23 protein-coding genes and 4 tRNA genes are annotated in these 24694 nt (G+C 39.0%); 19 read left to right on the top strand and 8 right to left on the bottom strand.

Going from position 1 to position 24694, the window contains the following annotated elements:
* Positions 1–36: 36 nt before the first annotated feature.
* The 4 genes from ruvB (at position 37) to cydX (ending at position 4583) form a co-directional block, all read left to right on the top strand.
* On the top strand, positions 37–1044 hold the full coding sequence (ruvB, locus tag V5290_RS08040; RefSeq protein WP_333383802.1) for a Holliday junction branch migration DNA helicase RuvB: 1008 nt from the start codon (positions 37–39) through the stop codon (positions 1042–1044).
* Between the two features lie 705 nt (positions 1045–1749).
* Complete coding sequence (locus tag V5290_RS08035) at positions 1750–3315, top strand: cytochrome ubiquinol oxidase subunit I (protein ID WP_290040040.1); 1566 nt, start codon at positions 1750–1752, stop codon at positions 3313–3315.
* On the top strand, positions 3315–4454 hold the full coding sequence (cydB, locus tag V5290_RS08030) for a cytochrome d ubiquinol oxidase subunit II (RefSeq protein WP_290040039.1): 1140 nt from the start codon (positions 3315–3317) through the stop codon (positions 4452–4454). The genes V5290_RS08035 and cydB overlap by 1 nt, the downstream gene beginning before the upstream one ends.
* Positions 4455–4469: 15 nt before the next feature.
* Positions 4470–4583, top strand: a complete 114-nt coding sequence (cydX, locus tag V5290_RS08025; protein WP_290040038.1) for a cytochrome bd-I oxidase subunit CydX — start codon at positions 4470–4472, stop codon at positions 4581–4583.
* 447 nt (positions 4584–5030) lie between these two features.
* Here the strand turns inward: cydX and cydC are convergent, their stop codons facing one another.
* Together cydC and cydD are read right to left on the bottom strand one after the other, a co-directional pair.
* Complete coding sequence (gene cydC / locus V5290_RS08020; protein WP_333383789.1) at positions 5031–6830, bottom strand: heme ABC transporter ATP-binding protein/permease CydC; 1800 nt, start codon at positions 6828–6830, stop codon at positions 5031–5033.
* Positions 6830–8641: a heme ABC transporter permease/ATP-binding protein CydD gene (gene cydD, locus V5290_RS08015; RefSeq protein WP_333383786.1), complete on the bottom strand. Its 1812-nt coding sequence runs from the start codon at positions 8639–8641 to the stop codon at positions 6830–6832. The genes cydC and cydD overlap by 1 nt, the downstream gene beginning before the upstream one ends.
* A 515-nt stretch (positions 8642–9156) precedes the next feature.
* Here cydD and ybgC point away from each other — a divergent pair.
* From ybgC to V5290_RS07940, 15 genes are all read left to right on the top strand, one after another.
* Entirely contained in the window at positions 9157–9561 is a 405-nt protein-coding gene (ybgC, locus tag V5290_RS08010) for a tol-pal system-associated acyl-CoA thioesterase (protein ID WP_333383785.1), read from the top strand.
* The gene (gene tolQ, locus V5290_RS08005; RefSeq protein ID WP_333383782.1) at positions 9551–10234 is read left to right on the top strand and encodes a protein TolQ; all 684 of its coding nucleotides are present in this window, start codon (positions 9551–9553) and stop codon (positions 10232–10234) included. The genes ybgC and tolQ overlap by 11 nt, the downstream gene beginning before the upstream one ends.
* 5 nt (positions 10235–10239) lie before the next feature.
* Positions 10240–10671, top strand: coding sequence for a protein TolR (tolR, locus tag V5290_RS08000; RefSeq protein WP_333383779.1), 432 nt, complete (start codon positions 10240–10242; stop codon positions 10669–10671).
* Entirely contained in the window at positions 10672–11766 is a 1095-nt protein-coding gene (gene tolA / locus V5290_RS07995; protein WP_333383776.1) for a cell envelope integrity protein TolA, read from the top strand.
* A gap of 3 nt (positions 11767–11769) precedes the next feature.
* A complete protein-coding gene (gene tolB, locus V5290_RS07990; protein WP_416351604.1) occupies positions 11770–13089 on the top strand; it encodes a Tol-Pal system beta propeller repeat protein TolB in 1320 nt (439 codons plus the stop codon).
* A gap of 28 nt (positions 13090–13117) precedes the next feature.
* Positions 13118–13672: a peptidoglycan-associated lipoprotein Pal gene (gene pal / locus V5290_RS07985; protein WP_333383771.1), complete on the top strand. Its 555-nt coding sequence runs from the start codon at positions 13118–13120 to the stop codon at positions 13670–13672.
* A 7-nt stretch (positions 13673–13679) separates the two neighbouring features.
* Positions 13680–14408, top strand: coding sequence for a tol-pal system protein YbgF (gene ybgF / locus V5290_RS07980; RefSeq protein WP_333383768.1), 729 nt, complete (start codon positions 13680–13682; stop codon positions 14406–14408).
* 318 nt (positions 14409–14726) lie between these two features.
* Positions 14727–14802, top strand: a tRNA-Lys gene (locus tag V5290_RS07975).
* 52 nt (positions 14803–14854) lie between these two features.
* Positions 14855–14930: transfer RNA gene (locus tag V5290_RS07970), tRNA-Lys, on the top strand.
* Between the two features lie 137 nt (positions 14931–15067).
* A tRNA-Lys gene (locus tag V5290_RS07965) sits at positions 15068–15143 on the top strand.
* Positions 15144–15325: 182 nt separating this feature from the next.
* Positions 15326–15401: transfer RNA gene (locus tag V5290_RS07960), tRNA-Lys, on the top strand.
* A gap of 107 nt (positions 15402–15508) precedes the next feature.
* On the top strand, positions 15509–16567 hold the full coding sequence (nadA, locus tag V5290_RS07955) for a quinolinate synthase NadA (RefSeq protein ID WP_333383766.1): 1059 nt from the start codon (positions 15509–15511) through the stop codon (positions 16565–16567).
* Between the two features lie 59 nt (positions 16568–16626).
* Positions 16627–17127 carry a DUF1456 family protein gene (locus tag V5290_RS07950; RefSeq protein WP_290040027.1) on the top strand — a complete coding sequence of 167 codons (501 nt, stop codon included), beginning with the start codon at positions 16627–16629 and terminating at the stop codon, positions 17125–17127.
* A 294-nt stretch (positions 17128–17421) separates the two neighbouring features.
* Positions 17422–17709, top strand: a complete 288-nt coding sequence (locus tag V5290_RS07945) for a hypothetical protein (RefSeq protein ID WP_333383761.1) — start codon at positions 17422–17424, stop codon at positions 17707–17709.
* A gap of 66 nt (positions 17710–17775) precedes the next feature.
* Positions 17776–18195, top strand: a complete 420-nt coding sequence (locus tag V5290_RS07940; RefSeq protein ID WP_333383758.1) for a GFA family protein — start codon at positions 17776–17778, stop codon at positions 18193–18195.
* A gap of 176 nt (positions 18196–18371) precedes the next feature.
* Here V5290_RS07940 and V5290_RS07935 read toward each other — a convergent pair whose 3' ends face one another.
* The 6 genes from V5290_RS07935 to rsxC form a co-directional block, all read right to left on the bottom strand.
* A complete protein-coding gene (locus tag V5290_RS07935; RefSeq protein ID WP_333383756.1) occupies positions 18372–18977 on the bottom strand; it encodes a DUF3157 family protein in 606 nt (201 codons plus the stop codon).
* A gap of 181 nt (positions 18978–19158) precedes the next feature.
* Positions 19159–19794: an endonuclease III gene (gene nth, locus V5290_RS07930; protein WP_333383753.1), complete on the bottom strand. Its 636-nt coding sequence runs from the start codon at positions 19792–19794 to the stop codon at positions 19159–19161.
* Positions 19794–20480 carry an electron transport complex subunit E gene (locus V5290_RS07925; RefSeq protein WP_333383887.1) on the bottom strand — a complete coding sequence of 229 codons (687 nt, stop codon included), beginning with the start codon at positions 20478–20480 and terminating at the stop codon, positions 19794–19796. The genes nth and V5290_RS07925 overlap by 1 nt, the downstream gene beginning before the upstream one ends.
* 41 nt (positions 20481–20521) lie before the next feature.
* Positions 20522–21157 carry an electron transport complex subunit RsxG gene (gene rsxG, locus V5290_RS07920; RefSeq protein ID WP_333383750.1) on the bottom strand — a complete coding sequence of 212 codons (636 nt, stop codon included), beginning with the start codon at positions 21155–21157 and terminating at the stop codon, positions 20522–20524.
* Positions 21154–22209, bottom strand: a complete 1056-nt coding sequence (rsxD, locus tag V5290_RS07915; RefSeq protein ID WP_333383747.1) for an electron transport complex subunit RsxD — start codon at positions 22207–22209, stop codon at positions 21154–21156. The genes rsxG and rsxD overlap by 4 nt, the downstream gene beginning before the upstream one ends.
* Before the next feature lie 6 nt (positions 22210–22215).
* Positions 22216–24693 (bottom strand): electron transport complex subunit RsxC, encoded by a 2478-nt coding sequence (gene rsxC / locus V5290_RS07910; RefSeq protein WP_333383744.1) that lies wholly within the window; start codon positions 24691–24693, stop codon positions 22216–22218.
* Between the last annotated feature and the right edge of the window lies 1 nt (position 24694).

Genomic DNA, 24694 nt, shown 5'->3' with positions numbered 1-24694 from the left:
AGCTAGCTGAATTTCTAAAACTAATAGAGTAACTCCATGATTGAAGAAGATCGCCTGATTTCAGGTACCCAAAAAATTGATGATAGTTTAATAGACAGAGCAATCCGTCCTAAATTATTAGCTGATTATGAAGGGCAGCCTCAAGTTAATGCTCAAATGGAGATCTTTATTGAGGCGGCTAGACAGCGTGAAGAAGCTTTAGATCATTTACTTATCTTTGGTCCTCCCGGTCTTGGTAAAACGACTTTGTCACATATTGTTGCCAATGAATTAGATGTAAATATTAAAACCACCTCTGGGCCTATTTTAGAAAAAGCCGGTGATCTTGCTGCCTTATTAACTAATCTTGAAGAAAATGATGTGCTATTTATTGATGAAATACATCGTTTAAGCCCGCTGGTGGAAGAGATTTTATATCCTGCTATGGAAGACTATCAATTAGATATCATGATAGGCGAAGGCCCAGCAGCACGCTCTATTAAACTAGACTTACCCGCTTTTACATTAATTGGCGCGACCACACGAGCGGGCTCCTTAACATCACCATTACGCGATCGTTTTGGTATTGTGCAACGTTTAGAATATTATGACTTACCATCATTGACCAAAATTGTAATGCGCAGTGCAACCCATCTAGGATTAGCGATGGAGGAGTCGGGTGCTGTAGAGGTAGCTAGGCGTTCTCGTGGTACTCCACGTATCGCCAACAGATTACTACGTCGTGTACGAGATTATGCACAAGTAAAGAAAGCCACAGCGATTGATGCCGCTATTGCGCAACAAGCTTTAGATATGCTTGAAGTTGACCAACAAGGCTTCGACTACATGGATCGTAAGTTACTTATGGCTATTTTAGATACCTTTCAAGGTGGTCCAGTAGGTTTAGATAACTTAGCGGCAGCAATTGGCGAAGAGAAAGAAACTATCGAAGATGTTTTAGAGCCTTATTTAATCCAACAAGGTTTTTTACAAAGAACACCGCGTGGGCGTATTGCTACTAATCGTACCTATTTACATTTTGGCTTTGATAAGCCGAAAAGCTAGCAACTCAATTCATTTAATTTCTGTCACTCATTTAAACAGCCCTCACATTTTAATGTCAGGGCTGTTTTTGTTTTTAAGTCATCTCTTTTTTACGACATTTCCTACTTTAAATCGCGTAATTATAAAGTAAAAATTTAGCGTGTTTTTTAGTCTGTATATTTTTCTTAAAATCTTCAAAAACAACCTTTAAAAATGGCTTACTAAGCTTGATCTCGATCATTATTAGCAGTATAAATGAGTAAGTTTAGGCTATTCAAGCTAGATGTTAATGCTAGGTTACATGCTTGTTTTACAAGGGTTAACGCAACAAGTTGTTAACCTTTACACGCAACATTAAGTTAACAAACAAGCCGTAAAATGTGTTTTAAGTTTTTAATTTACACTCTCCTATAAAAGTTTAAATTTTTTATTTTTTAACACGATTTTTTACTCATTTTAAGGGGATATTTACATCAGGTTAACAATCAAAATGGTGTAACTTTAAGTCGTTAATATTCTTACCTAAAGTTTCTGCATTATTTAAAACTATTCTTTGATCTAGGATAAGAAAGATAAGCTAATCACCATTTAGAATACCCGGCTTCCCCTAGCCAGCCCGGTATTTTAACAGTGCAAAATACTCAAGGGTTTAACAAGTAATAAAGTGCAAGAGTTTACTGGTTGACTCACTTACAGATTTTATTTTTATACGTTTAGGAGAATATAATGGACGATATAGTTGATTTATCGCGATTTCAGTTTGCCATGACTGCGATGTATCACTTTTTATTTGTGCCTTTAACCCTCGGGTTAGCATGGATCTTATTGATTATGGAATCACTATATGTGATGACTAAGAAAGAGATCTATAAAGACATGACTAAGTTCTGGGGAAAGTTATTTGCGATTAACTTCGCAATAGGTGTCGCTACTGGTTTAACCATGGAGTTCCAATTTGGTACTAACTGGGCATACTATTCTCACTACGTGGGTGATGTATTTGGGGCACCTTTAGCCATTGAAGGCTTGATGGCATTCTTCTTAGAGTCAACTTTTGTAGGTTTATTCTTCTTCGGTTGGGATAGGCTTTCTAAGCTACAGCATCTTGCAGCAACATTCTTCGTTGCCTTTGGGTCGAGCATGTCTGCGTTATGGATTCTGGTGGCAAATGCTTGGATGCAAAACCCAGTAGGCGCAGAGTTCAACTATGAAAGTATGCGTATGGAAATGGTTAACTTTGCAGATGTTGTATTTAATCCTGTTGCTCAGGTTAAATTCGTTCATACAGTAGCTTCTGGTTATGTTGCGGGTGCGATGTTTGTATTAGCAATCAGCTCATACTACTTATTAAAAGGTCGTGATTTACCATTTGCTAAGCGTTCATTTGCGATTGCAGCTGCATTCGGTACTGCTGGTATCTTATGTACTATTGTACTGGGGGATGAAAGTGGTTATGAAGTTGGTGACGTACAGAAAGTGAAATTAGCTGCTATCGAATCAGAATGGGAAACTCATCCTGCTCCAGCTTCATTTACTATGATTGGCCTACCAAACCAAGAAGAGCAGCGTACTGATTACGCAGTTAAAATTCCTTATGCACTAGGTATTATTGCGACACGTTCTCTTGATGGTGAAGTAAAAGGCTTAAAAGAGTTAATGGATGAGCATGATGTACGTATTCGTAACGGTATGATTGCTTATGGCTTGCTTGAAAAATTACGTGCTGGTGATGAAACGCCTGAAAATATTGAGCAGTTTGAAGCGCTTAAAGTTGACTTAGGCTACGGCTTATTAGTTAAACGTTATGCTCCAAATGTAGTTGATGCTACCGATGAACAAATTCAAATGGCCGTTGATGACAGTATCCCTGGTGTTGCTCCAATGTTCTGGTCGTTCAGAATCATGGTGGGCGCGGGTATCGCAATGTTAGGTATATTCCTGTTTGCTCTATACCAATCAGCAACTAACCGCATTGGTCAAAGTAAACTATTTGCTCGTATTTGTTTGTACAGCTTGCCATTACCTTGGGTTGCTATCGAAGCTGGTTGGTTTGTTGCGGAATATGGTCGTCAACCTTGGGCTATTGCAGAAGTGTTACCTACACATATGGCGGTATCTTCACTTTCAACGGATCAAATTTGGTTTAGTATTCTATCTATTATCGGTTTCTACACTGTATTACTGATTGTTGAGACTTATTTAATGTTTAAGTTTGCACGTTTAGGTCCAAGTAGTTTAAAAACAGGTAAGTATCATTTCGAGCAGCTTGAAAACCAACAGGAGTTAAAATAATGTTTGATTACGAAACGTTAAGATTAATTTGGTGGGTGTTGATTAGCGTATTGCTAATTGGTTTTGTGGTAACTGATGGCTTTGATATGGGCGTTGGTACGCTTTTACCTGTGATTGGTAAAAGTGATGATGAACGTCGTATGATGATTAACAGTATTGCCCCTCACTGGGAAGGGAATCAGGTTTGGCTAGTATTAGCTGCTGGTGCCATTTTCGCAGCTTGGCCTGCTGTTTATGCAACAGCATTTTCAGGCTTCTATGTGGCAATGATGTTGACACTCTTCGCATTATTCTTCAGACCAGTTGGCTTTGATTACCGAGGTAAAGTGGCAGACCCTCGTTGGAAATCAAGTTGGGACTGGGGAATCTTTGTTGGTAGTACCGTTCCGCCAATCGTAATCGGTGTTGCATTTGGTAACTTATTACAAGGTGTTCCTTTTGTATTAGATGAATTTCTACGTGCTAATTACCAAGGTGGTTTCTTTGCGCTATTGAACCCATTTGCATTATTAGTGGGTGTATTCACTTTGTGTCTATTTGTATTGCAAGGTTCAACTTGGCTACAAATGAAAACCGAAGGAGCGTTATACGAGCGTGCACGAAAAGTGACATTAATTGTTGCTCCATTAACAACCTTATTATTTGCTCTTGCTGGCCTTTGGTTAGCGAAAGGTATTGATGGGTTTGTTATTACCTCTGCGATTGATTTGAACGGTGTATCTAACCCATTAGCGAAAGTTGTAGAAGTACAACCAGGTGCTTGGCTACAGAATTACAGCGATTACCCAATTTCGATGCTAGCACCTATTGTTGGTTTACTGTTCCCATTAATTGCGTTTGTAATGAGCATCTTTAAACGCAGTGGGTTTGCTTTCTTTGCAACTAGTATTACACAATTTGGTGTGCTGTTAACGTGTGCGGTTAGCATGTTCCCGTTCATTATGCCTTCAAGTTTAAACCCAAGTCATAGTTTGACTGTATGGGATGCGACTTCAAGCGAGTTAACATTAAACATTATGACAATTGCTGCAGCGATATTTTTACCTATCATTTTACTTTACACCAGCTTCGGTTACATCAAGATGTTTGGTCGTGTAGGTAAAGAGTTTTTAGTTAAATATAAACATTCAGCGTACTAATTAAGGAATTATATTATGTGGTATTTTGCATGGATTTTAGGTGTGTTACTGGCTTGTTCATTGGGCATTATCAATGGACTTTGGTATGAACAAACTGAAGCCAATGAGCAGGATGAAAAAGACCAATAAAATAGGTCTTTAAATTAAGCGGTTACTTTTTAAGTAACCGCTTTTTTTTGTCTTTTTTCTGGCGCGAGTTAGCTCAATTTATAGCGCTTGTGAAAAGTAAGCCTTTGCTACTAGATTAGGTAATTAAGAGCAGGAGGCATGAATCGAAGTATCAAGCGATATCTCAATGGCTAGTTTAAGTGCTCTTTAAAGTTGAGAGCCTGAAGAATTAGTGTGTTATACCAATTACATTAAATAAGTGATCTAAATTTTACACCGGGAAAATGACTGAGTTCAAGGCGTAATTTAAGTTAAATAGTTGTTCTATTTGCGAAAATTACAACGAAGAAATAAGTTGTTTTAACAAGTAAAATAGATCAGTTAATTAGTGTTATTGGTATTAGTACAGAAAAGTGTTTAAAGCAGGGTTTAAGTTGACTGCTGCCAACCTAAACCCTATTAGTAGAATTAGCACAAGTGTTTATGTAAACAAGCGTAATAATCATCTGTCTTAATCAGAATCTGATGTGTGCCTTGATTGCGCAACGTACCTTGCTCCATTAAGTAAATATTATCCATTTTATCCATAGCGGTTAAGCGATGACTGATCATTAAAAGTGTCTTATGCTCAGCAAACTCAAATAACAGCTTTAATATATCGCGCTCTGTACGTTTATCTAGACCTTCTGTAGGTTCATCTAGTAATAAAATTGGCGCATCGTGTAATAAAGCGCGAGCCACACCAATACGTCTTTGTTCACCACCTGATAATTGTCTACCACCTTCTCCTAACCACATATCAAAAGGTTCTTCACCCTTCGTTAATGCACTCAGTCCAACCTTGTTCAATACAGACGCTAATACTTGGTCGTTAATATCTCGAGCTGCCTTTTGCTCTGCAGCATTATTAAAGGTTCGTTGGCCTGTGTTAGGTTGAGCAAGAGTTAAGTTATCGCGTAATGTACCCGAGAAAATGTATACGCGTTGACTCACTACTGAAATACCAGTGGTAAGTGCAGACTGAGAATATTGTTCGATGGCAGTACCATCGAGCATTATGCTGCCCGAGTTTGCTTCCCATTCACGTGTGATTAGCGATAATAAAGTCGATTTACCACAACCGGTTTTTCCTAATAAAGCGACTTTCTCACCAGCTTTTATCGTCAGGTTAATATCATTTAATACTGCCGTACTTGCTTGTGGTGATGTCTCATCTTGGTAAGCAAATTGAATATCTTTAAAATGAATATTACCCCGAGTAATGGATTGAGTGCTTTGTTCATTAAATACAATGTCGGGTGTTTGTTCTAATAGATCATTTACACGTGTCGCAGCATTAATACATGATGATAAATGTTGGAAGGCTCCTGAGATAGGCAAGAGTATTTCAATACTCGCTAAAGCCATAAAGCCAACCATGGCTAATAGTGCGCCCGGTGGTTGATACTCCCCGACACCTGATGAGGCAATGTATAAAATACTTAATACAATAAAGCCATGGCATAAGATCAGTAATGCTTGGCTGAATGCCATAACATTGGAGGTCATCTGTTGGCTAGCCAATAGTTTTTGTTCAGACTCAGCTAACTGCTGACGAAAACGATCCGTAGCTGAAAATAGGGATATTTCAGAAAATCCCTGTAAAAAAGATAAGAGTTGTACACGGTATTGGCGTTTATTTTGTAGTTGCTCAACACCTGGTTTACGCCCTAAGAAGTAAAATAAAACCGGCAATACCAGCCATAGTACTAATAAGCTAGATGTTAAAATGATAGCAAGGTGTAGGTCAAACCATGCTAAGAAGAAAAACATCGCAAGCAGCACAAAGAAAGCACTGAATAGTGGGGTTAGTAAGCGTAAATATAAGTGATCTAACGTATCAATATCCGATACTAAACGATTAAGTATTTCGCCTTGTCGTTTGCCTTGCATATTGGAAGCGCTAAGCGGCAATAATTTCTGCCATGCCCACACTCGTAATTGAGTTAATAATTTGAATGTTGCTTGGTGAGTTGCTAAGCGTTCCCCATAACGACTTGCCGTACGTAGGATAGATAAAAAACGAACACCACCTGCAGGTGTGAAATAGTTAAAGCTTTGCGTCGCTAACAAGGTTAAACCTGCAATTGCTGACGCCGATAAAAACCAGCCCGATAAAGATAACAAGCCAATCCCAGAAAGCAGGGCAATAATACTCAGCAGCAAACCTACTGACATCATTAACCATTGTTTTTTGAATAGTCGAATAAAGGGAAGTAATACTGTCATTATATTTCCGCCTGAGAGTTCATTGAAATTGTATTATCGAGATGACTCATATCTTGTTGCATATCGTTAAATAGGCCTGGTGCTTTATTGAGAGTGTCGAAGTCACCTTGTTGTACTATCTTTCCTTGATCCATGACGATGATATTGTGCATGTGCTGTAGTTGATCTAAACGGTGACTGATCATCAGGCTCGTCATATCTTGCGTCGCATCTTGAATCGTACTGAAAATGACTCTTTCGCTGTCTTGATCTAAACTTGCCGTAGGTTCATCTAGTAAGAACAACTGTGCATTTTTAGTTAATGCACGCGCGAGCGCAATACGTTGTGCCTGTCCCACTGAAAGACCAGACATTTGCTCCCCAATTGGATGTGCTAGGCCGAGAGTTTTTTGCTCAATAAAGTCCCAGATAGCCACTTGTTGTAGATGAGCTTTAATTGTTTCATCTGTTAGCGTGGTATCACCCATAGTAATATTTTCGCGCACAGTACCATAAAAAAGCTGAGGGTCTTGACCCAACCAAGCTAAGTTTTTACGCCATTGTGGTTTATCGATACTGGATAACTCAACTCCGTTAACCAGTAGTGAACCTTGGTAAGGTAAAAAACCTAATAAAGCATTTAGTAAGCTGGTTTTCCCTGAGCCACTAGGGCCCACTAAAGCAACATTTTGATTTTGTTCTACAGTAAAACTAATTGGGCCAACCAATAAGCTACCATCTAAGCTATAAACGCAAAGGTCTGCTGCTTGCAGTGTTAACGCTTGGTTAGTTTGAACTGACTGAGAAGGTGTTGTGCTGTTTTGTTGTTGATGTGGAACTTCATAATCTAATAATTCTTTAAGGGCTTCAGCAGCACCAATCGCCTGTGCTTTAGCATGATAATGCGTCCCCATATCTCGCAAAGGTTGATAAAACTCAGGAGCGAGCATTAATACAAATACACCAATAAACAGCGTAATACTTTCCCCGTAATGCCCAAAATTCAGTTCTTCTAAAAAGCTGAACCCAAAATAAACGGCTAATACAGCAATAGAAATTGCGGCAAAAAACTCTAATACAGCTGAACTCAAAAAAGCCAAACGTAGGACTGCCATGGTTCCTGATCTAAATGATTCAGAAGCTGACTCAATATTCTTTAATTCTGTTTCACCTTGATTAAATAGCTTAAGCGTTTTTAAACCTTTTAAGCGGTCCATAAAGTGGCCACTCAATTGGGTTAATACTTTAAAGTTTTTACGGTTAGCATCAGCAGCGCCTTTACCTACTAAAATCATAAAAATAGGAATGAGTGGGGCGGTGGTTAATAAAATTAATCCTGCAGCCCAATTTAATGGGAAAACTGCAATTAAAATGGTTAAAGGAATAAAGCCAGCTAATAACATTTGCGGCAAATAACGAGCATAAAAATCGTGTAAGTCTTCAATCTGCTCTAACACGATAGTCGCCCAACTTCCTGCAGGCTTACCTTTAATGTAAGCAGGACCTAATTCGCATAATTTGTCTAATACCTGCTGACGGATTTGCAAGCGTAAGCGTTTACCTGCCTCAAAACTGCTACGCTCGCGAGCAAAGGCCAAAGCTGCTCTGACCGGAATTAAACACAAAAGGCCAATAAAATGGTGGTTAAGGGCTTGAGTTGGTAGTTCAAGGATTACAATGCCATGAATGATAGAGGCAATTAAATAGGCTTGTACTAATAGAGACAAGCCTGTTAATACACCAAAAGTAACGGTTAAATTAAGGAAGAAACCACAGGATTTTTTCTGTTGTTTTAACCATTTTGTTAATTGCTTTTCTAAAGGGATGTTCATTTATGTAGCTCATTGTCATGTTGTGCATAATTAAGCAAAAGTAGATGCTTAGGCGATCACCTTTTGCTTATTCTAGAATCAAATTAGTTGTACGTTGAATCTGCTCTTTTGGACTTATTTACTCACTTCTGTTCTCGGTAAAAAAGCGAATGTTACGCTTATTTTGTGAACTCCTAGATTGAACTATACAAAAATAGCTGCACTGCATAATAAAAAACTATAACGTAATGATTACTAGCCTGAGTACACCTAACCTTTTGAAGTGAGGACACACAATACTGAGAGCATCCAGTAAATTCAATAGTAATTACAGCTTAGTGAGGCAACCTTGTTTTTAATCAACTATTAAGCAACATGCAACTTCATGATATCTGTGTAAAATAGACCTTTATATATAACATAATTGGGTGATGAAAATGAGCGTTTTCAATCATCATTTATAGCCATATTAATTTATTGCTAGATCGATTATTATCACGCTAAATTTTTAATAGAATTAGTATAAGGAAAACAGTTTGTTAACCTCAACTTTACCAGTTCGAATATATTATGAAGATACGGATGCAGGAGGCGTTGTTTATTATGCCAATTACCTGAAATTCTTTGAACGTGGCCGAACAGAGTTTTTACGCGATTTTGATATTCAACAGGATACGCTTTTAGCTGAAGGCATTGCTTTTATGGTTAAAAAGGTCGATATGGACTGTATTAAGTCTGCTCGATTTAATCAACTACTTACAATTGAAACAGAGGTTGCATCGTATCGTAAAGCTAGCTTATTATTCACACAAAAAGTTTTTGATGAAAACAGGGAACTTCTTTGTCAGGCGGACACTCTAATCGCTTGCGTAAATTTAAATAAAATGAAACCAACCGCTATTCCAACAGAAATAATTGAGGTAATTACTCGTGCACGCTGATATGTCATTTTTAGGGTTATTCCTACAAGCTAGCTTGCTTGTAAAAACGGTTATGTTATTGCTCTTAGGCATGTCTATCTATTCTTGGACGTTGATTTTTTCACGTGCAAGAATGTTAAAGGCTTCTAAGTTAGCACTAAAACATTTCGAAGATCGCTTTTGGTCAGGTCATGACTTAAGCCGCTTATACAAAGAAACTTCTGCTCGCAGTGAGCGAGTTAACGGCGGTGAAAAAATATTCTACATGGGCTTTAAAGAGTTCTCTCGTTTGCACCGTATGCCTGGTCGCAATGTTGATAGCGTTATTGAAGGAGCACATCGTTCAATGCGTGTTACCTTATCACGTGAAATGGATGAACTAGAATCTGGTTTACCGGCGTTAGCAACAATTGGTTCTATCAGCCCATATATCGGTCTATTCGGTACGGTTTGGGGGATTATGAACTCATTTATCGCTTTAGGTGAAGTACAACAAGCGACTTTATCTATGGTTGCACCTGGTATCGCGGAAGCACTTATTGCGACAGCAATGGGTCTATTTGCTGCAATCCCTGCTGTAATGGCTTACAACAAGTTTTCTACTCAAGTTGGTCATTTAGAAGCTTCATACATTAACTTAATGGAAGAGTTCACCTCGATATTACAGCGCCAAGCAATGACTGAGAGTGAGTAACTATTATGCGACATTCTTATCGAACGCCTAGACGAAAACGCGTTATTGCGGAAATCAATGTAGTGCCTTATATCGATGTTATGTTGGTACTACTGATTATCTTCATGGTAACGGCACCCTTAGTAACACAAGGTGTTAAAGTTGACTTACCACAAGCTGCTGCCGAGTCATTACCTGAAGACACTAAACCGCCTTTAATTGCTTCAATTGATAAACAAGGGCGCTACTATTTAAGTGTTGGCGATGATTCTGATACACCGTTAGACGCGTCGCAAATGTCTTCGCTTGTAGCGGGACAAATAGAGCTTGATCCTGATGCACAATTTATTGTGAAAGGTGATGGTGATGTTGATTATAAAAGTGTTGTGAAATTGATGGTATTGCTGCAACAAGCAGGCGTGCCTTCTTTAGGTTTAATGACAGAGCCCGATGAATAGATGAAAAATAGCACAAATATTATTGCATTTATAACAGCATTAGCTTTGCACCTCATTATTGGAGGTGTGTTGCTGATGAATATTGAATTTTCGCTGCCTAAAGATAAACCTGAGGCAGCGTCAATTATTGATGCCACTGTTATTAATCAAGATATGCTTGATAGTATGGCAAAGCATTCAGAGCAACAAAAACAAGCACAGCAAAAAATAATAGATCAACAACGTGAACTTCAAAAAGAACAAGAAGCTGAAAAGTTACGTCAACAAGCGCTGGTGCAAAAGCAAAAAGATGACAAGCTAAAGGCCGAAAAAGCAGAAGCAGTTCGCCAGCAAGAAGAACAAAAGCGTATTGAAAATGAAAAACTAGCAGCAGCAAAAGCAGCGGAAGAACAAAAACAAGCTGAACAAGCAGCTATCGCCGCAGCTGAAAAGAAAAAAGCGGATGATGCCGCTAAAGCTGCTAAGCAAAAAGCTGACAAACTAGCCGCTGAAAAGGCGGCGAAAGAAAAAGCGAGCAAATTAGCTGCTGAAAAAGCGGCCAAAGAGAAAGCTGAGAAAGAAAAAGCGGATAAATTAGCTGCAGAGAAGGCTGCGAAAGAGAAAGCTGAAAAACTAGCTGCTGAAAAGGCTGCCAAAGAGAAGGCTAAAAAGCTAGCTGCTGAGAAAGCAGCGAAAGAAAAGGCGGCTAAAGAAAAAGCTGCAAAAATTGCTAGGGAAAAAGCAGCCGCTGAAAAAGAACGTTTAAGACAAGAAGAGTTAGATAGACAAATGGAAGCTGAGTTTTCTGATGATTTCTCAAGTGCAAGAAGTGCAAAGCAAACATCAGAGATCGCAAGATACCAAGCACTGATTCGCTCTAAAATAAGTCGTAACTGGAAAGTTGATCAAAGCATGAGCGGTCAAACTTGTACATTAGCAATTAAATTAGCTTCTAACGGCTTAGTATTAAGTGCAACGATGAGTAAAGGTGACAAGTTGTTATGTGACTCTGCTCGTCGAGCAACACTGCAGGCTAAAACGTTACCTATTCCTAAAGATCCTCAAATTAGCAGTCAGTTTAGGGATTTCGATATTACATTAGAGCCAGACCTATAAGGAATGAACATGTTTGTTCGATTAATTAGTTTAATAATACTGATCGCCGCCTCAAGCAATGCGTCAGCACGTTTAGAAATTTTAATTACAGAAGGTGTTAATAGCGCACGTCCTATTGCTGTTGTGCCTTTTAAATGGCTAGGCAAAGGCAATAAGCCACAGAATTTCTCTGAAATTGTTGCTGCTGATTTACAGCGTAGCGGTAAGTTCAGCCCTTTATCAATTGAAAAAATGCCAAAAACACCTTCTAACAGTAAAGATATTGATTACTCAGCGTGGACTGAGTTAGGTGTTGAAGCTATTGTGATGGGTGAAGTAAAACCGGACACTACTGCTGGTAAGTATATAGTTACCTTTGAGTTATTAGACGTATTAACAGGTAACGTTAATATGCCTAATTTTGATCCCGTGATGGATAAGCGTCGTAGTACTATATCGACAAGTCAGTTAAGACAATATGCACATCGCATCAGTGACATTGTGTATGAAAAATTAACCGGCGAGCGTGGTGCGTTCTTAACTCGCATCGCTTATGTTGCAATTGACAGAAATAGCTCGCACCCATATCAATTACGCATTTCTGATTATGATGGTGAAGGTGAAAAACTAGTTTTGCGTTCAAAACAGCCGATCATGTCTCCTTCTTGGTCTCCAGATGGGCGTAAACTAGCGTATGTAAGTTTTGAAAAACGTCGTTCCCAAGTATATATTCAAGACCTTTATACTCAGAAACGTGAACTAATGACTTCTTTTCCAAAAATTAATGGTTCGCCAACTTGGTCACCAGATGGAACTCAATTAGCATTAGTGTTGTCGAAAGATGGACAACCAGAGATATATACTTTTAATATAAAGACAAAAGCATTGAAACGATTAACAAATAATCGTGTCATAGATACTGAACCTAGTTGGACACCCGACGGAAAGTCGATTATATTTTCATCTGAACGAGGCGGAAGACCACAAATTTACCAAGTGTCTTTAGCTACGGGTAAAGCGAAACGCTTAACTTGGGAAGGTGAAATTAATTTAGGTGGTACAATGACCCCAGATGGTGATAATCTTGTACTTGTAAGTCGTCATAATGGGAATTATATGATTGCGGTGCAAGACCTTGAATCTGGTGAGTTAAGAACACTAACAAAAACACAGTTAGATGAATCACCAAGTATTGCTCCAAACGGCAGTATGATTATTTACAGCACTGTTTACCAAGGTAAACAAGGCTTAGCACTAGTTTCGATGGATGGTCGATTTAAAGCGAATATACCAGCGAATAATGGTGAGGTTAAATCACCGGCATGGTCACCATTTTTACAATAATTTAATTAAAACGTACTAAGGAAATAAAATGAATCGTTCTATGATTTCAAAAGGCTTATTAATTGCACTACCAATGCTAGCATTAGGTGCTTGTTCTTCAACTACAGATGCAGACGCAGAAGCGGCAGCGAAGCTACAAGCAGAGCAAGCAGCGGCAGCAGCGAAAAAAGCAGCTGAAGATGCAGTACAAACAGATACAATCCAAGCAATTGCATTAACTGCTGAAGAAAAATTAGTTGAGCAATACACTAGCGCGATTTTAGAGACAACAATCAACTTTGAATTTGATAAGTCTGTTATCTCTCCTAAATACGCAACAATTTTAGACGCACATGCTAAATACTTAGTGAACAACACTGATAAATCAATCACTGTTGAAGGTCATGCTGATGAACTAGGTACACCTGAGTACAACATCGCACTTGGCGAACGTCGTGGTCTAGCTGTGTCTACTTACCTAGAAAACATGGGTGTTTCTGCAAGCCAAATCACAGTAGTAAGCTACGGTGAAGAGAAGCCTGTAAACCTAGGTCATAATGAAGCTGCTCGCGCTGAAAACCGTCGTGCAGAACTAGTTTACTAATTTCTATATGAAAAAACGTAACCTATCAGCGGTCATGCTTATGACCGCTTTTTTCTCTTTCCCAAGCTATGCTGCTGCTCCTGTTTCAGATGCAACGGTAAGTACCGCTAGTAATGCTGAATTACTAAAACGTATGGATGAATTAACAAGAGTTATGACGGTGCGCAATAAATTGCAAATTCGTTTCCAAACTCAGTTAGATCAGCTAGGCCAAGAGATAAATCAAATAAAAGGCTCTATGGAAGTATTTTCCAACGATTTAGAGCAAATTGAAGAACGCCAACGTAATCTCTACCAAATGTTAGATGAGCGCCAGCAAACTTCAAAACCTGTTGCTGCATCTGCAACACCAGCTGCTCCAGGTACAGATAAAGCTGCTTACCAAGCTGCTGTTGATCTAGTACTTAATGACAAACAGTATCAGCAGGCTATTACTGCTTTTGAAGCGTTTGTTATTGATCATCCTGAATCAAGCTATGTTCCAAATGCTCAGTATTGGTTAGGACAACTCCTTTACAAAGAGAAAAAACGAGATGAAGCTAAAGTCGCATTCTTAGTTGTTACGGATAAATATCCTGACTCTAATAAACGCCCCGACGCATTGCTTAAAATTGGTATCATTGATGAATATACTGGTGCGATTGATTCTGCGAAATCTTTCTATCAGAAAACCGTCACTGAGTATCCAAATTCATCTGCAGCAAACTTAGCTGCTAAACGTTTAAAGGCACTTTAAGCACATATTTTATTTAGAATAATTGTGCTTAAATCTATTTTTGTTTAATTTCTCAGCACATGAAATAAAAGTCGCATTTTTTTGTTGCGCTCTGAAAATATTTGTATATTATACGCCGCAGTTGAGAGCAACACGTGACGCAAATCATGTTCTAGCTTTAAACCAAAGCTCAGTTGGTAGAGCTTTTAATCTATTTTAAGATTAAACAAAACCAAAACGTTATTAAATACGTATGTAGCTCAGTTGGTAGAGCTGTTGAATAACTTTTAATTTAAAAGCGACTTCATTAGACAAAACCATAACCATATAAAATTATATGGGCCGTTAGCTCAGTTGGTAGAGCAGTGGACTTTTAATCCATTTGTCGAAGGTTCAAATCCTTCACGGCCCACCACTTTTATATAAGCTCAGTTGTAGAGTTAAAAACAAACCATATAAAATTATATGGGCCGTTAGCTCAGTTGGTAGAGCAGTGGACTTTTAATCCATTTGTCGAAGGTTCAAATCCTTCACGGCCCACCACTTTTATATAAGCTCAGTTGTAGAGTTAAAAACAAACCAATTAACTATTGGTGATTAGCTCAGTTGGTAGAGCGGTTGAAGCACTTTTAATTTAAAAGCGATTTCATTAAAAAAACCAAAACCATATAAAATTATATGGGCCGTTAGCTCAGTTGGTAGAGCAGTGGACTTTTAATCCATTTGTCGAAGGTTCAAATCCTTCACGGCCCACCACTTTTATATAAGCTCAGTTGGTAGAGCTACTGATACACTTTTAATCTAAAAGTGAATTGAAAATTAAAACCATAACCATATGTAAATTATATGGGCCGTTAGCTCAGTTGGTAGAGCTATTGATACACTTTTAATCTAAAAGTGAATTGAAAATTAAAACCATAACCATATATAAATTATATGGGCCGTTAGCTCAGTTGGTAGAGCAGTGGACTTTTAATCCATTTGTCGAAGGTTCAAATCCTTCACGGCCCACCACCTTTTAAATCCCCTTTATATATCTAATTCCTAGCAAATATTTCATTACTTTTTTTCTTCTATGTTGCTATAATCTGCACCCATTTTTCTATATCTAAGAGTTAATAATGAGCCAATTTTCCCCGCTTGTTGGATCTGATTATCCATTTCCTGGTAAACCTGTTGAATTAACTTCACAGGAAAAGATTGATTACAAAGTTAAAATCAAACAACTACTTGTTGAAAAAGATGCGGTACTTGTCGCTCATTATTATACCGACCCTGAAATCCAAGCGCTGGCTGAAGAAACGGGCGGTTATGTTGCAGACTCTTTAGAGATGGCTCGCTTTGGTCGAGATCATAAAGCAAAAACATTAATTATTGCTGGTGTTCGCTTTATGGGAGAAACAGCAAAAATCTTAACCCCACATAAAACGGTATTAATGCCTGAACTTGCCGCTACTTGTTCTTTAGATGTGGGTTGTCCTGTGGACGAGTTTTCTGCTTTTTGTGATGAACACCCGGAACGTGCTGTGGTTGTTTATGCAAATACTTCAGCTGCTGTTAAAGCGCGCGCAGATTGGGTAGTAACATCGAGCATTGCTTTAGAGATCGTTGAACACTTAGATAGCGAAGGTAAAAAGATTATATGGGGACCAGATCGCCATTTAGGTAGTTATATTGAGCGTAAAACTCAAGCTGACATGATTATGTGGCAAGGTGACTGTATTGTTCACGATGAGTTTAAAGCTAGTGCATTACGCGATATGAAAGCAATCCACCCTGATGCTGCTATACTAGTGCATCCAGAGTCGCCTGAGAGTGTAGTAAAATTAGCTGATGCAGTAGGCTCTACAAGCCAACTAATTAAAGCTGCGCAAACATTACCTAATAAAAAATTAATTGTAGCTACTGATACAGGCATCTTTTATAAAATGCAGCAAGCATGTCCAGATAAAGAGATGATGGCTGCACCAACTGCTGGTAACGGCGCAACGTGCCGTAGTTGTGCACACTGTCCTTGGATGGCTATGAATGGCCTCAAGGCAATATATGATTCATTAACTGATGCTTCAGGGCATGAGATAGATGTTGATCCTAACGTTGCTAAAGGCGCGTTAGTATCGCTAGATAGAATGTTAAACTTTGCCGCTGAGCAACAGTTAAAAGTTAAAGGTAACGCGTAAGCGTTTTATTGTAAGCTCTGACATAATGAGCTTACTATCACTCAACTTATTGAGAATTTATGATTACTAATGATGTTTTACGCCGTGTACGTTATGCACTGCAATTAAATGATACAAAAATGCTAGCCATCTTTGCTTCTGTCGATAACGAAATGAGCGTTGATTTTTTACATAGCATTATTGCAAAAGAAGACGCAGAAGGTTTTGTACTTTGTCGTGATAGCGTTTTATCGTTGTTTCTTGACGGCTTAATCTATGAAAAACGTGGCCGTAAAGAGGGCGCAGTACCAGCTGTATTGCCTGCTAAAGCGATTTTATCTAACAACGATATTCTTCGTAAGTTACGTATCGCGTTAAACTTTAAAGATGAAGATATGCTAAATGCATTATCACTTGCTAATTTTCCTGTATCGAAAGGTGAATTATCAGCATTATTTAGAAAGTCTGATCACCGTAATTATAAGCCTTGTGGCGATCAACTACTACGTCGCTTTATTGACGGTATCACAGTGCAGTTCCGTGGAACTAAACCAAGTACTGACGCAGTTGATGCTGAGTAAACATGTTTAGCTTCAATCTAATACCAAAGCCGAGTTAATTAACTCGGCTTTTTTATGCCTGTTGATTGAAGCGCCTTCTACTGCATTTAAAAAATGAAGACTTGTGTAAATATCGAGTATCGTCCTGTGAGCAAATTAACCTTATAAACACTCTTACAACTCAATTTAATCAATCATTTATTTTAAAGTGAATAATCTATTTGAATGTCAGGTAAATGTAAATTAATGTGTTTGTTATTTTAAATAATCAGGCTAAGAATTATAAGTTCTACAGTCTCGTTATATGTAATGAGTATGCTAACTAAAATAGAAATATCAGGGGTTGTAATAGGCATTGTGGCTGTGCTTTTCCAGCTTATTGTATTATTCAGCCACCAATATTTACCTTTGTATTTTCTCGACTTTTTTAGAGGAGATCATATTGGAGGAGTTGTTGTTGGTGTAGCTTTATTGTTCGGTTTTATTTCAATAATATTGTTTATCATAAATATGGTGTTTGGCAATCGATCAAAGTGGTTTATTCGGCTGGGGCTAATGGCAATATTTACTATTGGATCAGCTTATGTTGGTTCTTATGTATAGTTACCTAACAAATCAATTTTTGTCTGTTTAAGCGGCCTAAGCTGCACCTAAACATTGGAGTCGATCATGGAAAGCGTTAAATACCCTATTAAAGGTTCTTGTCAATGTGGCGAAGTAACTTATGATCTTCTTGAGCCGCCTTTAATGGTTGTTGCTTGTCATTGTAAAGAGTGTCAAAAGTTATCTACTAGCGCATTTAGTATTACGGCTGTGGTGACAACTAAAAGTGTTAAGTTTAGTGGGGCAATGAAAGAATGGAGTCGTCCCTCGGATAGTGGAAATATTAATGGCGCTAAATTTTGTCCGTCATGCGGCAATAGGCTTTATCATTTCGATCCCAATGATCCTGACAAGCTAAAATTAAAACCAAGCAACTTAGCAGACACTCGTATAATAAAGCCAACTGTGCATGTATGGCTTAGTGAAAAGCAAGATTGGTATCAGGTTCCTGAGGGCGTTAAAACTTTCGATAAGCAGCCTTCTTAGCAAGTACAGTTAACAAGTCGGAAAACCTAGAGTTAGCTATCTTCACTACACTCAGTGTTTTAGTTAACGATAAATTTCTTATTATGCGCCATTAGCTTGTAGAACCTCTCCAAAGGGAAACTCGCTATACGAACGCAACTTTCCCATTGAATATTCATCGCTTTTAAGAAGAAAACCTAACGAGTTTCTATTTCAACGATTTTCAGGCTGAGTAATTTATCTGTCCAGTTAGCTTTGTCGATACCATCAACCCAAATTATTCGACTGTCTCGTGTTTCACCTTTGCGTAAGTAAGTATCTGGCAATCTGTAGCTGGCTTGCCATACGTTGAAGGTTTGCTCGGAAATTTGTTTAGCTTCATCATTATAAAAAGTGGCTGCAACTTTTACTATTACCACACCCTCTGAGTTATTGCTGGATAAGGCAAACTTCAAACCAAGGGATTGTTCTCGCCAAATGGCTTCACTAAAGGTCACTTTGATATCACTTTTTACGGCAGTATTTAACAAGCCTGAACGCACTAGTGATGATTTATCTTTTGCTGTTTTTTCTGTGCTAGCAGGTATTACTGTCGTCGAGGCGATGACGGCTGGTGCAATTGTATTATCAACTTTTGTAGTTGGCTCAGTATTAACCGCGATATATTCCCAGGTGTGGTCATCGTTTAATTGAACTGTGGCGCCATTATCTAATGTTACGGTGCCAATGCTTGCTGCTGAGAGTCCAAAAGACGCTGAACTGAATAGGATAAATAGTGTGTGCTGTAGGTGACGAAAATGCATAAGTTTCAACTTTTTATTGTTTGATTTAACACAGAATATCTTTCTGTTGGATAAAGGCAAGTGGCCTTTATGTTTTAGTATTCATTGTTTTAAGTCTGAAGTTTTAAATCGTTTTGAAGAGATATTGAGTTTGTTGAAGAGAGCCTGACCGCAACCCACTAATATTAGGTTGCGGTTAAATTTAATAATTGGTTTTTTCTTTAAACTCACATAGGTCTTCTATCAAGCATGAGCCACAGCGTGGTTTTCTAGCAATACAGGTATAACGGCCATGGAGTATAAGCCAGTGATGTACATCTACTTTGAATTCCGCTGGAACAACTTTTAATAGCTTCTTTTCTACATCATCAACATTCTTACCCATGGCTAACTTAGTGCGGTTAGAAACACGGAAGATATGTGTATCGACAGCAATGGTTGGCCAACCAAAGGCGGTGTTTAAGACTACGTTAGCTGTTTTCCTACCGACGCCTGGTAAAGCGACAAGTGCGTCTCTGTCTTGCGGTACTTCACTGTTATGAAGATCGATTAACATTTTACATGCTTTAATGACATTTTCGGCTTTGCTGTTATATAAGCCAATGGTTCTAATATAGCTTTTTAAGCCATCGACGCCTAATGCATAAATCGCTTCTGGTGTATTGGCTACGGGAAACAACTTATCAGTGGCTTTATTAACACTGACGTCGGTTGCTTGTGCCGATAAAGTCACTGCAACTAGCAACTCAAAAGGAGAACTGAAATTTAGTTCCGTTTCTGGGTGAGGGTTGTTGTCTCTTAAGCGGGTTAAGATTTGTTTACGTTTTATAGTATTCATTATTTTTTCAACATGTTATCAATGCTATTTTTAAAAGCGATGATTAAACCCATCAGGATAAAAGCACCTGGCGGTAATGCTGCTATTAAAAAGCTAGTGTCGGTATTATATAGGCTAATAGTCATGAAGCTTGCCCAGTCGCCTAATAGAGTTTCGATGCCATCAAATAGCGTACCTTGAGCCAGTATTTCACGTGCTGCACCTAATATAATTAGTACGGCAGTGAAACCTAAACCCATCATTAAGCCATCAAAGGCAGAATGTTTAACATTGTTTTTTGAGGCGAATGCTTCTGCACGACCAATGATCATACAGTTGGTTACAATTAATGGAATGAAGATACCTAGCGACAGGTAAAGCTGATAAGTATAAGCATTCATTAATAGCTGAATACAGCTTACTAAAGAGGCGATGATCAATACAAATACAGGAATTCGGATTGCTTTAGGCACATAGTGTCGAATTAGTGAAATCAATACGTTAGATGCTATTACTACAAACAATGTTGCTAACCCTAACCCCAGTGCGTTGGTTAACGTATTGGTGACAGCCAATAATGGACATAGCCCTAATAACTGCACTATGCCGGGGTTGTTTTTCCATAAGCCTTGTAAACTTAGGTCTTTATAAATTGCTGCATCACTTGCTTGAGGTGCTACTTCTTCTGCATCTATCTCTTCAGTCATATCATTTGCGATAGTGGCATTAGCTTTATTTTCTTGTGTCATTATAGGTCTCCACAAGTTGCTGCTGTATTGAATAGGGTTGATTTATGCTGGTTAAAATACATAAGTGTATTTTTAACAGCAAATACTACTGCACGTGGTGTAATAGTCGCACCAGTGAAAGCATCGAAGCTCCCGCCATTCTTTTTCACTTCCCATTTATCATCTTGATCTGCTTGGTAGCTAGTGCCATCAAATGAATAGATCCAATCTGATTTGTTGGTTTGTATTTTATCACCTAACCCAGGTGTTTCTGTGTGGCTATTAATACGCACACCAGCAACAGTGCCATCAGCGTAAATGCCAACGAGTAATTTGATTTCACCTGAGTAGCCTTTAAAGGTATTTGTTTGTATTAAAGCCGCTACTGGTTGGTTGTATTGTTTGGCGATAAACACTTGTTTAGGTGTTGAATCTCCTAGCAATTCACTGTCGACAACGGTGAAACAACTTTCAATGATGTTATTGTCATAACGATCTGGTTTGATTAACTCGTTGATATTATTTTGCAATGCAATTTGTTCTTGCTGCAAAATCACAGGTTGTGTTAATACATTCACTAGAGCGATAGCACCTGTACACAATACTGCAAATATACCGAGTAATAGCGCATTACGGCTAACTGCAGGCATCATCATGAGCGTCTTCTCCCATAAACTTTAGGTTTCAAGTAGTAATCAATTAATGGCACACATATATTTGCTAATAAAACAGCAAAGGCTACGGCGTCTGGGTAACCACCAAAGTCTCGAATGATAACAACCAGTAACGCACATAATAAACCATAGGCAATGCGTCCTTTCACTGTGGTACTCGCAGTAACAGGGTCGGTTAAAATAAAGAAAGCTCCCAACATGGTTGCACCCGAGAATAAGTGATAAAGCGGAGAAGGGAATAGCTCTGGATCAGTGGCAAAAGGAATGAAAGAAAAAACGATCATACCGACTAAAAAGCTACCTGGGATGTACCATAAAATAACTTGTTTTTTGAGTAGGTAAAGTCCGCCTGCTAAGAAGGCTAAATTAACCCATTGACTGCCTTGTAATGAATCTGGACTGAATAATGTTGTTTTCAATGTTTCAGAAATCGTGTCACCTACGTGCAGCGCATTACGGATCGTTTCTAATGGCGTCGCTAAGGTAATGCCATCAATAGATGTCTTAATCTGCGTCACGCTATAACCATCAATGCTGTAACCAGTAAAGATTAAGCTCAACGTATCCATAATGGTTACAGGAAATGCTTGCATTGATTCAATAGGCAACCAAGCTGTCATTTGTACCGGGAATGAGATTAACAGTAAAACATAACCAGCCATGGCAGGATTAAAAATGTTTTGACCAAGACCGCCGTAAAGTTGTTTAACTATCACGATAGAAAAAGCAGTACCAATAACAATTACCCACCATGGCGCAAGAGAAGGGATAGAGATTGCTAGTAATACAGCGGTGACAATCGCGGTATAATCTTTGATGCTATTAATAAAAGGACGTTTACGTAACGTAAGAAAAATAGCTTCCGATGCAACAGCTGTTGCTATCGCTAGAGCGATTTGTACATAGATGCCTAGACCGAACAGGTAGCTATGTACTAGCACGCCAGGTATTAACGCCAATACAACCATTTTCATGATTTCAGGCGTACGACGTTTTATACGTTGGTGCGGTGAGGTCGAACTGAAAAATGCCATAACTTATTAATCCTTCTCTGCCTGTTTTTTGGCTTTTGCTTTGGCAATGGCTGCCGCTATTCTTGCTTTTTTATCGTCTGCAGGATTATTTTCCGTTGTATCATCCGATTTTGATGCTGGTGGTTGATCTTTAGCTTCTGCGGCAGCTTGTTTTTTGGCTTTAGCGCGAGCAACGGCAGCTGCGACTGCAGCTTTTTTTGGATCAACTTCAGCTTCAACTTTGACGTCATTCTCTGATGCATCTGATGTTACAGCTTGTTCCTTAGCTTCTGCGGCAGCCTGTTTTTTGGCTTTAGCGCGAGCAACAGCAGCTGCAATTGCTGCTTTTTTAGGATCGACTTCTGATTCAGCTTTGACGTCATTGTCAGGTGTATCTGATGTTGCCGCTTGTCCATTAGCTTCTGCCGCAGCCTGCTTTTTGGCTTTAGCGCGAGCAACTGCAGCTGCGATTGCTGCTTTTTTAGGATCGACTTCTGCTTCAGCTTTGACGTCATTGTCTGGTGTATCTGATGTTGCCGCTTGCCCCTTAGCTTCTGCCGCAGCCTGTTTTTTAGCTTTAGCACGAGCAACTGCAGCAGCTACCGCAGCTTTCTTTGGATCTGCTTCAGTATCAACAGGTGCTGATTCTGCCGCAGCCTGTTTTTTAGCTTTAGCACGTGCAATGGCAGCCGCTACTGCAGCTTTCTTTGGATCTGTTTCAGCCTCTGCAGGTGCTGATTCCGCAGCGGCTTGTTTTTTAGCTTTAGCACGTGCAATAGCAGCCGCTACTGCAGCTTTCTTTGGATCTGTTTCAGACTCTGCAGGTGTTGATTCTGTAGCGCCTTGTTTTTTAGCTTTAGCGCGAGCAATGGCTGCTGCCACTTGGCTATTAGCAGCTGTCGGTTTGCTGTTTGACTCTGCTGGAGCTTCAGCTTCGCTATTCGCTTGTTTTTTGGCTTTAGCACGTGCTAATGCTGCAGCTACTAAGTCTTCGCCACCATTCTTATCTTGCATTTGTTGTTTACGTTTTTCAGCAGCTAGTTTGTGTTTTAATTGACGTTGCTGTTTTTCAGTTTCTAAACGTAATTCTCTATCTTCATGGCGTTTACGGGCAATCGCTGCTTTTTCTGCTTCGAACTTAGCGGCTTTAATTTGTGATTTAGAGACGCGGTAATATTCAACTAATGGAATATGACTTGGACAAACAAATGCACAGGCACCACATTCGATACAAGAAGATAAATCATACTCTTCTAGTTTTTTATGGTCTTCACTTTGCGAGTACCACAGTAACTGTTGTGGTAATAGCTCTACTGGACAAGCCTCTGCACATTCACTGCAACGAATACAGTTCATCTCAGACTCTGGCTGAGGTAGTTCTTTCTCTGTCGGTGCGAGAATACAGTTACAAGTTTTGGTCACTGGCATGCTTGGATCACTAACGGTAAAGCCCATCATTGGACCACCAATAATTAACTGTTGGTGATGAAGTGCGTTTAACCAGTAAGTGTCTAACAGGTGTTGAATTGGTGTACCGATACGCACGCTGGCATTACCTTTGCGCGCAAAAGCATCTCCAGTGATAGTTACGATACGTGAAACCAGTGGTTTACCATTGATGATTGCTTCTTTGACAGCAAAAGCAGTCCCAACATTAAACATAGAGATGCCTAATTCTGAGGAATGTTTGTTAATTGGGGTTTGCTCTCCTGTTAACACTTCGATTAGTTGCTTAGCACTACCAGAAGGGTAACGAGTAGGAATAACACGCAATAAGATATTGTCAGCCGCACCGGGAATACTTTGCAGTGACTTAGTGAATGCTTCAATGGCTTCAGGTTTATTATCTTCAATAGCAAATATTGTCAATTTAGGCTGCAAAATGTGTTGCAGTATATTAACGCCTTCGATTATTTCATCGGCATGTTCTTGAATTAAACGATCATCAGCTGTGATGTAAGGTTCACATTCAATGGCATTGATAATTAATAGGCGATTTTCTCTATGTGCTAATTTTAAATGAGTAGCAAAACCTGCACCACCTAACCCAACAATACCGGCTTGCTGTGATGCTTCGATTAAGGTTGCTGGCATTTCTTGACGATAGTCGCTAAATCCTTGAGTAGGAAAAGGTCTATCTAAGCCATCGGTTTCTATTACTACAGATAATACAGGCAGGCCAGAAGGGTGGCAGTCTGTTCTTGGTTCTATTGCTTTTACGACACCTGAACTACTTGCATGTTGTACTACTAACGCACCGTACACTTTAGTTAAAGGTTGGCCTTTTAAAACGGTATCGCCGACTTCCACGAGTAATTGTGGAATATGTCCTTTTTGCTCAACGGCAATGATTAATTCTTCTGGAATACCTGCGTCAGTAATTGCGCTTTGGTTACTTTGTAGTTTATTTTGTTCAGGGTGCACACCACCGTGAAAATCCCACATTTTACCAGCCGCAATCTGCTCTAATTTTTTATCACTTAATAAATTGCTTTTTTGTGTCATG

The sequence above is a fragment of the Psychromonas arctica genome, assembly GCF_036697365.1.
Taxonomy (GTDB): Bacteria; Pseudomonadota; Gammaproteobacteria; order Enterobacterales; family Psychromonadaceae; genus Psychromonas; species Psychromonas arctica_A.
This window is presented reverse-complemented; position numbering and strand designations above follow the sequence as displayed.